This is a genomic window from Lysinibacillus sp. GW247-5R2A, from assembly GCF_059424475.1.
Genome location: NZ_JBWKZL010000002.1, coordinates 282431 through 295928, shown reverse-complemented (window position 1 = coordinate 295928; position 13498 = coordinate 282431). Strand labels below are relative to the sequence as shown.

The following is a 13498-nucleotide window of genomic DNA, read 5'->3' as shown; positions in this document are numbered from 1 at the left end:
TTTGATTCGTTCAGGTCCATATTTAGTGAGATAATATTCCTTATAAGGGTGGTGTTTGGCAGCGGCAATTAGATAAATAGGAGTGTCACTTCGAAGTCATTTCCATAATATTCACAGAAATAAAAATGGTTTCATTCAAAGGGGAGATATGTATGGGCGAAAAGGAGAACTCTTTAGAAGAAAAAAATAAGGAGGCTATAAAATTTTCAATTGTCATACCCGCGCATAATGAAGAACAGTACATTGGGAAATGCATAGAATCCATCTTAAAAGCTTCTAAACCATTTGAAAATCAAGTTGAAATCATTGTTATATTAAATCGATGTACGGATAAAACGGAGGAAATTGCAAGATCGTACCATTGTATCGTATTAAAGAATGACGATAAGAACCTTTCTAAGATAAGGAACGCTGGTGTTGAAATAGCGAGAGGTGAAATTATTGTTACGATTGATGCTGATACACTGATGAATGATCATGTGTTGTCAAAGGCAGAGGAGTATTTAAGCTCAGGAAAGTACATTGGAGGCGGAGTTACAGGAAAGTTTGAAAGAATGTCCTTAGGGATTTTTGTTTCAGCCTTGTTGTTAATTGGCCCATTATTTTTTAAGTATGGAGCTATTTCTGTGGGAATTTTTTGGTGTTATAAACAGGACTTTAAATTGATCAATGGTTTTAATGAGGAAATGCTTATGGCAGAAGATGCAGATTTCGCTAAACGATTAAAAGTGTTGGGCAAAAAGAGTGGGAAAAAATTTGGGACCATTCAAAATGGAATGATCACTTCAAGTAGGAAATTTGATAAAAATGGAGATTGGATTTTACTTAAACGTCCATCCATTATCTTAGCCTATCTGAAAGGAACAGATCGAAAGTATGCGGATGAAGCCTATTATGAAAATCAAGATAGATAAAAAATGGTCTGAAGCTAGATTTCAAGTAGGAGAGATAAAAATAAAGATACCAATGTGCCGTTAATCCTCATTCGATTAACGCTTTTTTTTACGTTTTTATTGATCGATAGTGATATACCTTTACTAATAGAGGTAAAAAATAAGGGGAGGTAGAATTCAACAGTAAATGTAAAGCTTTATGAAAGGAGAATGTAAGTGACTACACCTAATAATCGTACGCCCATTAAAAACAAAATCGGTGCTGTATTTATTCCTGTTCGTAACTTAGAGAGGGCAATAGAATGGTATAGAAAAATAGTTGGTTTGGAAGGGGGAGAAGAGCATTTTGGACATTTATTTGTGGCACCTATGGAAGGAACAGCAGGATTAATTTTAGATGCTATGCCAAAGTGGAGAAAAGAGGATGGGGATATTGCCACCTACCAAGTCCCATCCATTCAGCTTGTAACGGACGATCTTCAAGCTTCTTATCAATTTATGAAGGAGCATCATGTTGAGCTTGTGACAGAAATACAGGATGATTTTTATTTTGTGTTCAAAGATCTAGATGGGAATGTATTAATGATTTGTAAAAACACTTAGCACTTTATATAGGCAGCTATTTTTCTGGATAAAGCCAATCGTACTGAATAGTAAAGGGAGGAAGGTAGTACTATGAAAACAACTGAAAATTTTACAGATAAGGCTGAAATATATGCGCAATATCGTCCTAGTTACCCTAATGAATATATTGATTACTTGCTTTCAGCTAATCAACTTAAAGGAGAACAGATAGTGGCCGATATTGGTTCGGGTACGGGGATATTGAGCCGTCAGCTGCTGGAAAAAGGGATGAATGTTATAGGAGTAGAGCCAAATGATGACATGAGAAAGATAGCCGAGGAGTCATTAAGCATGCATACTCGTTTTAAATCAATAAAAGGGACTGCCGAAAACACTACTTTAAAAGGGAATAGCGTTGATTTAATAACAGTTGCACAGGCATTTCATTGGTTTGATAAAAAAGCATTTAAACTTGAATGCCAACGAATAGTAAGGCAAAAGGCTAATGTTGCTCTTGTGTGGAATAGCAGAGATTTAACGAGTCCGATTATTCAAGAGAATGCAGAAATTTGCCAAAGGACATGTTCAAATTTCAAAGGATTTAGCGGTGGAATGGAAGAAACCCAAGACGTTTTTAACTGCTTTTTTAAGGATGGAAAGTATGAGTTCAACAAGTATCAAAATGATTTAGTATTTGATTATGAAGGTTTCTTGGGAAGGAATTTATCAGCATCGTATGCTCCCAAAAAACATGACGAAAAGTATCAAGAATTCGTTTACTTACTGTCGGAGTTATTCGAAAAATACAGTAACAATGGAAAAATGGTTCTCCAAAATATAACGCGAAGCTATTTAGGTACTGTCTAAAAGTATTGCTAAAATCAACCTAACTAGCAATCATTTTCATTTTTAGATAATCATAAAACCCCCAATATTCAACTTTATAAAGTGAATATTGGGGGTAATTCCACATGGATTACTTATTTTTTTCATTTTGAATACGACTGAAATCTACTTCCTCAGCGAATTCTTCTCTGTTTTCACGCTCTCTGTTAGCATTTTGATTTTGATTCTGTTGTTTTTTGTTGTCTTGAGTTTTATTATTCTTATGTTTATTATTACCCATGGTCTACTCACCTCCACCATTAGTGTGGGTGAAAGATGTTTTTTTATCCGCATAAAGTACAAATTATGATGCTTCATGAGAAAAGTAGTCAAGGAATATTGATTTCAAGCAGCTTACATTTAAAACAAAAAGACAGAGTTTAATCCACATCTGTAGATTAAATCTGCCTATTTGTTTGAATGACACCTATCTTAGAGAAAGTAGGTCTTACTTTAATTAGAGCTTCTCCAGGCAGTAGTCATTGTACTTTTTTACAAGCTCTACTGTGCGTTTTACCAGATGGAAACTCGATCCTCTGGCGCTATATACATGCCATCTCCAGGTTTAATTCCATAGGTATCATAGAACTCCTGGAAGTTTACAATCGTACGGTTTACTCGAACTTTATTGGCTGAATGTACATCGTTTTTGCTCAGCATTGCTGCAAATTCTTTTGTTGTAGTGGATTTCCACATTTCTGCATTACTTTCGAAATATGCTTTATAGTCTGGATTACTCATTTGAGATACAACTTGCAGTGAAGCTGCCATGCCACCTAAATCAGCGCCATTCTCGCTCAATGTAAGCTGACCGTCATTGAAAACACCAGGGATAATTTCAATGGCATTATAAAACTCAATCAATTTCTGGTTTTTCTCTTCGAACTTTTTAAAGTCCTCTTCTGTCCACCAGTTATTTGCATTGCCATTTTCGTCGTATGCAGATCCGTTGTTATCGAATGCATGGCTGATTTCATGGCCAATAATCATGCCAATGGCACCATAATTTTCTTCAGGTTTAGCATTTATATCATAGAAAGGCGCTTGAAGAATACCAGCAGGGAACGTAATTTCATTATTAAGAGCATTGTAAAAAGCATTTACCGTATATACGCTCGTTACCCATTCCGTTCGATCCACCGGTTTATCTAGCTTGGCTTTCGTGTTATCAATATAAGCTTTCGTTACTGTGAAGGTATTAGCGAATAGCGAACCACCTTCGTCATATGTTTTGATCGCTACTTTGTCTAATGTCGTATCCCATTTGTCAGGATAACCGATTTTAACAATCATCGTATCCAGTTTTTTAATGGCTTTAGCTTTTGTTGTTTCTGACATCCAATCAAGGGATTTGATTCTTTCCTCATACGTAGCAATTAACTGATCTACCATTTGTTCAACATCTTTTTTAGCTTTTGGAGAAAAATGTTGTTCGGCATACATTTGCTCCAAATAGCCGCTCATTGTGCTAGTTGTCTTAGCTACTGCGATTTCTTGATCTGTTTTTTCTCCTGTAACTCCGTATAATGTTGCGGCAAACTCATTAGCAGCATCTCCGAATTCATCTGACAACAAACCGCCAGTTGCCATAAGAAGTTGTACTTTAGAGTAGGCTTTAAGCACATTAAGATTAGTGTCCGTTAAGAGCTCTGCGCCTTTTTGTGCCAGCTTCACATCAAATACGATTACTTTATCTGCACTGTCAACTTTCATCGACTTCAAAACTTGTTTCATATCTACGGTTTTGAACATGTTATCGAATTGTTTGATTGAATATGGATTATAGTATTTAGTAACGTCGCCTTGTTCATGAGGATCAAGCGATACGGAAGCTAAGGCTTTTTCCATTTCGTAAATTTTCTCGGCAAGTGCTATTGCAGTAGACTCTTTCTCGCCTGACACGACTAAAAGCTTAGTCATATATTGAATATAGGCCTTTTTCGCATTGGCGTCTTCACTTACAAAACTGTTCTTATCTAAACCAGTAGCTAATCCAGTGAAATACAGAGCATTTTTACTGCTGTTCTTCGCATCGTTCATAATGGCAAAGCTAAATAGTGAGCTTAGACCCAATTCTTTCTCTAGGGTAAGATCTGCTTGCACAAGATCATCAAGGGTTTTAGCATCGTCAATTGCCTTTACATATTTTTGAATAGGCTCAATGCCTTGTTTATTTCTATTACTTGTATCCAATGCCGTCGAATAGAAGTCGGCAATCTTCTGTTCTTTCGTTCCCTCTGCAAATTGTTTGCCAGAAAGCTCAGTAATTATTTTTTCAATTTTATCTGTATTCTGTTTTTGGAGCTCAGGAAAACCACCACCCATGATTTCTCCTACTGGAATTGTCGATTTATTTAACCATTTTTTATTGATTGCTTCATAAAAATCGTCATGTAAGTGGGAGCCTTTAAGTGTCCATATTCTGGCGATCAGATTTTGGAACTCATCGGTCGTAATAGGATCGTTTGCGCCTAATTTGCCGTCAGGGTTGCCTGTCAGTACGCCTGCTTTTGTCAGATTATCGATATCTTTTTTAGCCCAAGTAGGTACATCAGTGTACTTAACTCCAAATGTGCCACTGCGAAGATCATTGCCAACAGGCTCTGGCAATTCGCCGAACGCTCTGCTCAACATAACTAATGCTTCAACTTTCTTGGCTGGCTCATTTTCTCGTAAATCCTTGTTTTTTGAGCCTTGTATAATCGCTTCTTTATTTAGTCCTGATTGATATGCATCTGCTGCCACCAACAAGGTTTTAACAAGCTCTCCTCTTGTCGCTGGTGGGGACTTTTCATCGGCATACACCGCTACACTTACTGATAAGACCATAATAATGGCCATGAGTAAGGATAAAAACTTCTTTTTCATCTTCGTGCTCCTTCATAGTGAATTTGTATAAATAAAGTTAATTGGGTAGATTTTAGTATTTCTACCATTTTTACATTGTAGTTGATTTTTTTTAGTTTGAAAATATGTTAGGAGCTTTTTCATTTCAAGTGAGCATTATCTAGCTAATTTTGCGCAAATAGAAGCAGAGAATGTTCACCTCCTATTGAAAATCTGACTATAAGAGTGAACGATAAGGTTCAAATAATAATGCACACAGATATATCGCGAAGAAATAAATTGTTAAGGTTTTATTTTATACGAATAGTAATAAATCTATGCTCAATTGAAGGTTTCATGTACTGCTAAATGGGTAGTATTACAGTGTTTGTGTACCAAAGAGGCATTACAGAGAAATTTGCATGAAAAAATCCATTTGACGTTTCATACTATTTTTCGTATTATATGGAGGAAAAGAATGCCCGGACTTAAACGGGAGAGGTTCATAGCTGATACCCTCTATAAAAAACTATGGAAACATGACACTATGCCATGTCCATATTGGACGTGGCTTTTTTTATGTTTAGACGTATGTTTGAATAGATGAATGGGTAAAGCCTCTCTTGAAAAGTGTTGGGAAACATTTAACAAGGAGGTTTTTTATGTCTGGTCGAAGCCATGAAGAAGGACTAAAGGATTTAACATTATTAGGTAATCAAGGAACGAAATATTCGTTTGAGTATGCCCCTGAGGTATTGGAGGCAGTGGATAATCTTCATTCTAGTCGGGATTATTTCGTTAAGTTTAATTGTCCAGAGTTCACTAGTTTATGCCCTCTTACCAATCAGCCTGATTTTGCAACGATGTACATTTCATATATTCCGGACAAAAAAATTGTTGAAAGTAAATCACTAAAGTTGTACTTATTTAGCTTTAGAAATCACGGTGATTTCCATGAGGATTGCGTTAATATCATTATGAATGACTTAATTACATTACTAGACCCACGATATATCGAGGTTTGGGGGAAATTTACTCCACGTGGGGGGATTTCAATTGATCCGTGGTGTAACTATGGGAAGACAGGAACTAAATACGAGGAAATCGCAAGTTATCGTTTAATGAACCACGATCTTAATCCGGAAAAAATTGATAATCGATAAATGAGGAATGGGTAAGTCCAATTAAAAAAGAGGTTTTTAGCTACCCTCTTAAAAAAACTAAGGGGAAAGCAGCACTTTTTCTTAGAGTGCTGTTTTTTCAAACAAAGGGAGTTTTTATGGATGAAGCAGGAAAAAGCAATTGTTGTATTTAGTGGAGGTCAGGACAGTACAACTTGTTTGTTTTGGGCAAACGAACGTTTTGCAGAGATTGAGGCAGTCACTTTTGATTATGGTCAAAGGCATCGTCTAGAAATTGATTGTGCGAAGCTAATAGCAGAGGAGCTCGGTATCAAACACCATATTCTTGATATGTCTCTCCTAAATCAGCTCGCTCCGAATGCATTAACACGACAAGACATTAAGGTGGAAGACGGTGAAAATGGTGAGCTTCCATCGACGTTTGTACCTGGACGGAATCTTCTTTTTCTTTCATTCGCTGGCGTTTTAGCGAGCCAGGTAGGAGCTAAGCATATCGTAACAGGTGTGTGTGAAACAGATTTTAGCGGATATCCGGATTGCCGAGACGTTTTTATTAAGTCTTTGAATGTAACGTTAAATTTATCGATGGATGATTCCTTTGTAATTGATACACCGCTGATGTGGCTGGATAAGGCACAGACATGGGGGCTTGCTGATCAGTTTGGGGCACTTGAATTTGTTCGGGAGAGAACATTGACTTGCTATAACGGTGTAATAGCTGATGGTTGTGGGGAATGTCCAGCCTGTAAACTGCGAAAAAAAGGGCTTGATGAATATTTAAGCAATAGGAAGGAGTTGTAGGCATGTTAGATTTTAAAATTGTCGATAAGCTCCAAAAAATGGGCGAAGATATTCAAAGCAATCAATTGAACTATCATGCTAAACGTGTGCTTGTAAGCAAAGAATTTACCTTCGATGCTGCTCATCATTTACATCAATATGAGGGGAAATGCAAAAATTTACACGGTCATACGTATCGTGTCATATTGGGACTGAGTGGATATACAGATGAACGTGGCTTGATGATTGATTTTGGCGATATTAAAAAAATATGGAAACAAAAAATCGAAATTCATTTGGATCATCGATATTTAAACGAAACGCTTCCACCTATGAATACGACAGCAGAAAATATCGTTGTTTGGATATACGAAAAATTGGTAGAGGCCTTGCATGAAGAACAAAGAGAAAACGGTGCGTGCGTAGAGTTTATCAGGCTTTATGAAACTCCGACAAGCTATGCAGAAGCAAGACGGGAGTGGATGGAGGTTGAGTAAGGTACCTGTTATCGAGATATTTGGACCAACAATTCAAGGTGAGGGAATGGTAGTTGGTCAAAAGACCATGTTTGTAAGAACAGCGGGCTGTGATTATTCCTGTTCTTGGTGTGATTCTGCATTTACTTGGGACGGGAGCGGAAAACATCTTATCGTTCAAATGACAGCGGAAGAGATTTGGGCTGAGTTGAGGCGCCTTGGAGGTCATGGCTTTTCATTTGTTACGATTTCAGGCGGTAATCCTGCCCTTTATCCCAATTTAGAAGCACTAATAGCCATTTTAAAAGAAAACGATATAAAGATCGGAGTGGAAACACAGGGCAGTAGGTGGCAAAACTGGATGTATGACATTGATGAATTGACAATTTCACCAAAGCCACCTAGTTCAGGAATGACCACTGACCATTTGGTGCTCGCTAATATTTTAGACAAACTTAAAAGGGGAAATAGGAATCACAATATTTCACTCAAAATAGTCGTTTTTAATCAAGAGGATTATGATTTTGCCAAACAAATTCATCATCGATTTCCAATGCTTCCTTTTTATCTGCAAGTTGGAAATGATGATTTCACAACGATTGACAATTCATGCTTAATAAACGATTTATTAGAAAAATATCATGCATTGATTGATAGAGTGATGAAAGATGATGAATTAAAAGACGTCAAAGTATTGCCACAGCTACATGCCCTTGTCTGGGGAAATAAAAGGGGTGTATAGTGTGGCATTACAAAATGTCTATACATTTTTTGGAGGAGTAGTAGGTTGAGAATTTTATTTTATTTATTATCGATTGTCATCGCTAATGTAGTAACGGCGGCATTTGCGCCCTTGCAGTTTGGGATGTTTATTGTTCCCATGGGGACGCTTTTAATTGGGGCGACCTTTATTTTTCGGGACCTTGTGCAAAATAAATACGGACGAGCAAAGACATATATATTTATTAGTGCAGCTTTAATTTTATCAGCAGTCGTGTCATTCATATTGGGAGATACACTTTTAATTGTGGTAGCATCGGCTGTCTCATTTGTTGTCGCTGAAACGGCTGATACTGAAATCTATACTCGACTGAAGTTACCAATGGCTTGGCGAGTGTTATATAGTGGAATTGTTGGAGGGTTTCTAGATTCCGCCATTTTCGTTGTCATTGGTTTGAGTCCACTTGGAGCCAATATATTACCCTGGGAAGCAGTACCAGCCGCTATTTTAGGACAAATTATTGTGAAGACGATTATACAAATGTTCGGTGCCTTAATTCTTGGTCAAGTAGGAGCAATAAAAGAAAAACGCCTTATTTCAGGCTGATTCTTTAGTTATGCTTGTCAACATGTAGTAGTAAAGGGTACTGTCCTAAAAAAATATAACAAAAAACAGGTACTCTAATGAGACCTGTATTTTTTAAGAATGGTAATCGCTATGAACTAGGGGATGGAATAAAGGGTTTAGTCACATTAGTGTTCATAGCGATTCCCCCCTTACAAAACATATCATTTACTTATTTTGTAAATTATATACCATTTAGCTTGTAAAAAGAGAAAAGATTATGATGGCTGTACAAAGACAATCGCTCTCCATTTTTATTTAGTACAAACATAGTAACTATGTATACCGCACTTAAAGGAAGTTTGTTGAAAAATTGTAGAGGTTGACATGATATTCTATGGATGAACACGCATACTAACAAAAAACTAGGTACTACACAAAGAGAGCACCTAGTTTTAATTATGAAAAAAGGAAGGGTCACTTGGGATGGAGTAACCCTAGTAACAATTCGGAGGTGTAAGGCTAATTTAGCTTTACACTATTAAGTATATGTTAGGTTCGCTATTGTTAAATAGTTAATTGCCTGAAAGATCATAAAAAGAAACTCCTGAATAGTTTCAGTTATAAATTGAAAATATAAGGATAGAAATGGTAACATGGAAATAACTTTAGGTAGAGGGGGAGAAGGCTTATGAAAAAAAGATCAATTCGTTTTTTAAGCATGGGCATTGGATTCTCCACTGCTGTTTTTTTCTAGAATAGTTGCTTTAGGGATAAGTCTGTCCTTTTTTAGAAAAAAACCTAAAGGAGATTCAACATGAAATCAAAACTAGTGCGTAAAAATCCAATGCAGGCACCTAGACCTGTTGGGAAATATAGTCATGTCACAATTATTCCAAAAGATGCGACAATGTATGCTTTTTCAGGTCAAATTGGTTTGGACCAAGATGAGCAATTACCACAGACATTATGGGAACAAATTATAAATACCTTTCAACATATTGAAACAATTTTAGCTTCAGAGGGAATGGATGCCACTCACATTGTAAAGGTCAATATTTGGGCTACGGAGGAAATAGATTGGAATCATTTCTACGAGCAATGGGAAGGTATGTTTGGCGAATCCTATCCATCCATGACCATAGCCTACGTATCGGCACTAGGTTTACCAGAAATTAAAATAGAGCTTGAAATTTGGGCGGCAAAATAATTTGATGCCTCGTTATTATTGTTTATCACCTTAAACATTTATTTTTACGAGGACGATTGGAACGAAGGGTGGTCCCATTTGTGGAAAGTGTCCACCAGTAGTGACAATCATTTGCTTAACTTTATCATTGTACATTTTAAAGACGACAATATCATTTGAATATTGTCGTCTTTTTTCGTCCATTGCCACCATTATCGGAACATTTTTTTTAATTGCTTCATTTCATAATTTAAATCGTCAATTTGTTTTTGCAGTTTACCCATATCATTATTTTTACTTTCGTTTTCCTTTAACTCATCTTCCAAAGCAAGACCTGCTGCAATGGTCGCTAGTGCATCACCTAGTGTGGTGATGGCTCCCGCAATAACAGCCAGCTTAGCTGCTTGACTCACTGACTCAGTTCCTTCACTATTCCGATAGCCTTTGTTATTTTTCATAAAATCCTCCCTGCAAAAAAGGGTATTATTTACATAGTATGCATGTTGTAAGAGACAGGTGCAGAGCAACAAAGGTGAAAGTGAATGGTAGCCAAAAAAGGTCACTTATTGAAAAATAAGTGACCAAATAAAATGGGGATGTGTATCTTGCTGAAGATATGAGCAAAGATGGAAAGCGAGTAGGGTACATTACCAATATATGACGTTTCACTTTAGGTTGATAGGTATATATCCTTGGCTAAGAATCTTTTCTTTTTCTTAGGGGAGGGACTGTCCAATAGGTCCCCATTCGCCACAGCCACTCCATTGGTCCGAAGCGGAAATAGTGTAGCCATAGCTTACTACAGATCAATTGGAAAACATAAATACCTAGACAAATCCATAGTGACTCGATGTATCGAAGCTGCCCGATTAGCTGGAATGTATGACCAATGATTAAAATGAGTGCTGTCTGCCCTAAATAATTTGTTAAAGCCATGCGTCCATAAGCCTTTAATGGTGATAAAAGTTGTTGGAATAGTGCACTCTGTAGACATAGGATAAGGGCTCCCATGTAAAACGCTGAAACAAACGGACTAAACTGTAATCCAATTAACGCAAATTGCTCCATATTCGTAATATGCTCTTCCAGCTGAATTTTGGATAATTGATCGATATTCACATTGGCTGTAGGGACATACTGCCATTGATACAACCAGCTACCTATGCTAACAAGGAACATGACAATTGTCGCTAGCAGAATTTTTTTTCGATGTAGTGGGATATTTTCAAATAGGCGATATTGGCCAGCAGCTAAACCTAGTAAAATTAGTGGGAAAGGCATGACGATTTTCATTCCAAAATAAGCTGTTAGGGCTAATAGGATGAGCCCAATTAATAAATTAATTTCTTTCCGCACTTTATAAAAGGGTAAAGCTAAAAAGCCAAAGATGGCATAGACAGTTAAAGCTTCTCCTGGTTGAAAAAAGAAATGAATAATACCCATTAGTAATAAGATCAGAAGTCTGCGACTAAATAAAATATAGGCTCTATCGTTTCTAGCCATTGCACGGGAAAGAAAAAGATAAAATCCGATTCCAAATAAAAAAGAAAATATAATGAAAAATTTACCTTCTATAAAAAGTGTGAGAAATTGATTATAGGCAATATCACTAGCTAATTGGGGTGGTGCAATCCACATCAATGCAGGGATATTCACTAAAATAATACCAAGTAAGGCAAATCCTCTTAAGTAATCTAATGTATCAATACGTTTGTTGTTGTCGGTTGGTTGCAATGTTATCTCCTCCTTACAACCAAGTATAAAGACATTTCCTAAAAATTAGTAACGATGAATGTTACGTGAATCTTACAAAATCGTCATATTGGAATTAGCTGTCCAGAGGGTATGTCGCTAATATGGTTTGCGCATGTTTCCGCAAAAGCTGAATTAATTCAGGGGGTTCTTGGACAATCGCATCTGGACCTAGGCGATAAAAAAACGAGCTAATAAAGGGAATCTCTCCTTGATCAATCATCATATCGAGATAGCCAGTTCCATTGCTATTAGGAACCAATGCCTGTTCAAAATTTGGCTCACTTCTGCACTGTCTTACACCTTCCCTTGTTAATTCAACATGTAAGCGTATAGGCTGCTGAGGTTCATGGGGACTCTCTAGCCATTGTTGTAAATGAACAGTTGTCTTATAGCCTTTATCGCTTACATGCATTGAATGAATGCGATCGACTCGAAATAGAAGGTTTTTTTCTGTTTGTACATGAATGGCAGGCATATACCATAGGCCGTCATGCGCATACACCCCAATAGGATGGACTTGCTTAGTGGTGATGCCTGATTTTGATTCATATTGAATGTCTAATTGGGAGTGGTTAATAATCGCTTCTAATACATCTGATAATAGTGGTGTAGATATAGAGCGTTTAGGGTTCCAAAAGGCCATATAGGATTGCAAACTATCTACCTTTTTTTGAGCATCCTTCTGCAAGGATTCATATAGTTTTTGTGACACAGACTTCATTTCCGTATTAAAAGGTAAATCACGATAATAGTGCAACGATTGGAACGCGAAGAAAATAGCGACCGCTTCTTCTTCTGTAAATAAAAGAGGGGGAAGGATTGCACTTGAAAGCACTGTATATCCTCCATTTCTTCCTTGCTCCGCATAAATTGAAAGCCCCATATCACTTAAATCTAACAGATAGCGATGTACAGTTCGTACCGAAATATTGAAGGCATCGGCAATTTCCTGAGCTGTAAATTGCTTTTTAGCGCTGACAAATAACAAAATATCAATTAATCGTTTAGCCTTGGACATATTTTTTCACCTTTTTTATTTAATCATGTCAATAGTTGTCATGTTTTATGTTTAGTATAGACGTTGTACAGAAGATTTTCAAAAGAAGAGGAGCTGACATTATGTCACGAGAAATAGTGGTATTTATCGGGATAAGTTTAGATGGGTTTATAGCGAAAGAAAATGATGATTTACAGTGGCTGGAAGAAACAGAGGGAGAAAGGGATAATGGCTATATGGATATGTATCAAACCATTGATACCGTTATAATGGGAAAACGAACATATGATTATATCTTGGAACATATTGATACATTCCCATATCCTGATAAGAAATGTTATGTGTTCAGCAAATCTCAAACGGGAAAAGATGAGCATGTGGAGTTTGTTCAAGGGGATGTGGTGGCGTTTACTAAGAAATTAAAACACCAGCCAGGCGCAAAAATTTGGATGGTTGGTGGTGCTGATATATTGGATGCTTTTTTACAGGAGCGGTTGGTTGATGAATGGATCATCACCATTACCCCACATTTATTAGGGTCAGGTATTCCATTATTTAAACAGCCCCGACCTTTTGAAGATTTAAAACTGCTTGAGACAAAGCGATATGGTCAAATGGTTCAAATGCATTACAAGGTGAAGAAAGAAGTGTAAGATACTATGGATTATAAGGAAAGGATAGATGATGAAAATCTATCCTTTTTTTC

General features: G+C 36.9%; 16 protein-coding genes and 1 riboswitch. Of the genes, 10 read left to right on the top strand and 6 right to left on the bottom strand.

Annotated features, from left to right (window positions below):
• Positions 1-152: 152 nt before the first annotated feature.
• From AC07YC_RS05075 to AC07YC_RS05065, 3 genes are all read left to right on the top strand, one after another.
• The gene (locus tag AC07YC_RS05075) at positions 153-914 is read left to right on the top strand and encodes a glycosyltransferase (RefSeq protein ID WP_494918590.1); all 762 of its coding nucleotides are present in this window, start codon (positions 153-155) and stop codon (positions 912-914) included.
• A gap of 195 nt (positions 915-1109) precedes the next feature.
• Positions 1110-1496 carry a VOC family protein gene (locus tag AC07YC_RS05070; RefSeq protein ID WP_336634461.1) on the top strand — a complete coding sequence of 129 codons (387 nt, stop codon included), beginning with the start codon at positions 1110-1112 and terminating at the stop codon, positions 1494-1496.
• 72 nt (positions 1497-1568) lie between these two features.
• Positions 1569-2324: a class I SAM-dependent methyltransferase gene (locus AC07YC_RS05065; protein WP_494918588.1), complete on the top strand. Its 756-nt coding sequence runs from the start codon at positions 1569-1571 to the stop codon at positions 2322-2324.
• 109 nt (positions 2325-2433) lie between these two features.
• On the opposite strand, the gene AC07YC_RS05060 is transcribed toward AC07YC_RS05065, so the two are convergent.
• Positions 2434-2583: a hypothetical protein gene (locus AC07YC_RS05060; RefSeq protein WP_175445552.1), complete on the bottom strand. Its 150-nt coding sequence runs from the start codon at positions 2581-2583 to the stop codon at positions 2434-2436.
• A 272-nt stretch (positions 2584-2855) separates the two neighbouring features.
• Positions 2856-5210, bottom strand: a complete 2355-nt coding sequence (locus tag AC07YC_RS05055; RefSeq protein WP_494918587.1) for a M13-type metalloendopeptidase — start codon at positions 5208-5210, stop codon at positions 2856-2858.
• 450 nt (positions 5211-5660) lie between these two features.
• Positions 5661-5707, top strand: a riboswitch (PreQ1 riboswitch).
• A gap of 123 nt (positions 5708-5830) precedes the next feature.
• Here AC07YC_RS05055 and queF point away from each other — a divergent pair.
• The 6 genes from queF (at position 5831) to AC07YC_RS05025 (ending at position 10061) form a co-directional block, all read left to right on the top strand.
• Complete coding sequence (gene queF, locus AC07YC_RS05050; RefSeq protein WP_494918586.1) at positions 5831-6331, top strand: preQ(1) synthase; 501 nt, start codon at positions 5831-5833, stop codon at positions 6329-6331.
• A gap of 120 nt (positions 6332-6451) precedes the next feature.
• The gene (queC, locus tag AC07YC_RS05045) at positions 6452-7111 is read left to right on the top strand and encodes a 7-cyano-7-deazaguanine synthase QueC (RefSeq protein WP_494918585.1); all 660 of its coding nucleotides are present in this window, start codon (positions 6452-6454) and stop codon (positions 7109-7111) included.
• A 2-nt stretch (positions 7112-7113) separates the two neighbouring features.
• Complete coding sequence (gene queD, locus AC07YC_RS05040) at positions 7114-7587, top strand: 6-carboxytetrahydropterin synthase QueD (RefSeq protein ID WP_494918583.1); 474 nt, start codon at positions 7114-7116, stop codon at positions 7585-7587.
• A complete protein-coding gene (gene queE / locus AC07YC_RS05035; protein ID WP_494918694.1) occupies positions 7580-8308 on the top strand; it encodes a 7-carboxy-7-deazaguanine synthase QueE in 729 nt (242 codons plus the stop codon). The genes queD and queE overlap by 8 nt, the downstream gene beginning before the upstream one ends.
• 45 nt (positions 8309-8353) lie before the next feature.
• Positions 8354-8893, top strand: coding sequence for a VUT family protein (locus tag AC07YC_RS05030; RefSeq protein WP_096365513.1), 540 nt, complete (start codon positions 8354-8356; stop codon positions 8891-8893).
• A 775-nt stretch (positions 8894-9668) separates the two neighbouring features.
• Positions 9669-10061: a RidA family protein gene (locus AC07YC_RS05025; protein WP_494918582.1), complete on the top strand. Its 393-nt coding sequence runs from the start codon at positions 9669-9671 to the stop codon at positions 10059-10061.
• Between the two features lie 30 nt (positions 10062-10091).
• Here the strand turns inward: AC07YC_RS05025 and AC07YC_RS05020 are convergent, their stop codons facing one another.
• The 4 genes from AC07YC_RS05020 to AC07YC_RS05005 form a co-directional block, all read right to left on the bottom strand.
• Positions 10092-10244 carry a hypothetical protein gene (locus AC07YC_RS05020; protein WP_336634470.1) on the bottom strand — a complete coding sequence of 51 codons (153 nt, stop codon included), beginning with the start codon at positions 10242-10244 and terminating at the stop codon, positions 10092-10094.
• Between the two features lie 8 nt (positions 10245-10252).
• On the bottom strand, positions 10253-10498 hold the full coding sequence (locus tag AC07YC_RS05015) for a hypothetical protein (RefSeq protein WP_494918580.1): 246 nt from the start codon (positions 10496-10498) through the stop codon (positions 10253-10255).
• A 238-nt stretch (positions 10499-10736) separates the two neighbouring features.
• Complete coding sequence (locus tag AC07YC_RS05010; RefSeq protein WP_494918578.1) at positions 10737-11774, bottom strand: DUF418 domain-containing protein; 1038 nt, start codon at positions 11772-11774, stop codon at positions 10737-10739.
• 94 nt (positions 11775-11868) lie between these two features.
• Complete coding sequence (locus AC07YC_RS05005) at positions 11869-12813, bottom strand: helix-turn-helix transcriptional regulator (RefSeq protein ID WP_494918576.1); 945 nt, start codon at positions 12811-12813, stop codon at positions 11869-11871.
• Between the two features lie 101 nt (positions 12814-12914).
• Here AC07YC_RS05005 and AC07YC_RS05000 point away from each other — a divergent pair, with 101 nt between their 5' ends.
• Positions 12915-13445 (top strand): dihydrofolate reductase family protein, encoded by a 531-nt coding sequence (locus tag AC07YC_RS05000; RefSeq protein WP_494918575.1) that lies wholly within the window; start codon positions 12915-12917, stop codon positions 13443-13445.
• The last annotated feature ends 53 nt before the right edge of the window (positions 13446-13498 follow it).

Excerpts from the sequence above, each read along its gene's own strand:
- AC07YC_RS05075 (WP_494918590.1), top strand. The coding sequence starts at position 153 with ATGGGCGAAAAGGAGAACTCTTTAGAAGAAAAAAATAAGGAGGCTATA.
- AC07YC_RS05065 (WP_494918588.1), top strand. The coding sequence starts at position 1,569 with ATGAAAACAACTGAAAATTTTACAGATAAGGCTGAAATATATGCGCAA.
- AC07YC_RS05060 (WP_175445552.1), bottom strand. The coding sequence starts at position 2,583 with ATGGGTAATAATAAACATAAGAATAATAAAACTCAAGACAACAAAAAA.
- AC07YC_RS05055 (WP_494918587.1), bottom strand. The coding sequence starts at position 5,210 with ATGAAAAAGAAGTTTTTATCCTTACTCATGGCCATTATTATGGTCTTA.
- queF (WP_494918586.1), top strand. The coding sequence starts at position 5,831 with ATGTCTGGTCGAAGCCATGAAGAAGGACTAAAGGATTTAACATTATTA.
- queC (WP_494918585.1), top strand. The coding sequence starts at position 6,452 with ATGAAGCAGGAAAAAGCAATTGTTGTATTTAGTGGAGGTCAGGACAGT.
- queD (WP_494918583.1), top strand. The coding sequence starts at position 7,114 with ATGTTAGATTTTAAAATTGTCGATAAGCTCCAAAAAATGGGCGAAGAT.
- AC07YC_RS05025 (WP_494918582.1), top strand. The coding sequence starts at position 9,669 with ATGAAATCAAAACTAGTGCGTAAAAATCCAATGCAGGCACCTAGACCT.
- AC07YC_RS05020 (WP_336634470.1), bottom strand. The coding sequence starts at position 10,244 with ATGGACGAAAAAAGACGACAATATTCAAATGATATTGTCGTCTTTAAA.
- AC07YC_RS05015 (WP_494918580.1), bottom strand. The coding sequence starts at position 10,498 with ATGAAAAATAACAAAGGCTATCGGAATAGTGAAGGAACTGAGTCAGTG.
- AC07YC_RS05005 (WP_494918576.1), bottom strand. The coding sequence starts at position 12,813 with ATGTCCAAGGCTAAACGATTAATTGATATTTTGTTATTTGTCAGCGCT.
- AC07YC_RS05000 (WP_494918575.1), top strand. The coding sequence starts at position 12,915 with ATGTCACGAGAAATAGTGGTATTTATCGGGATAAGTTTAGATGGGTTT.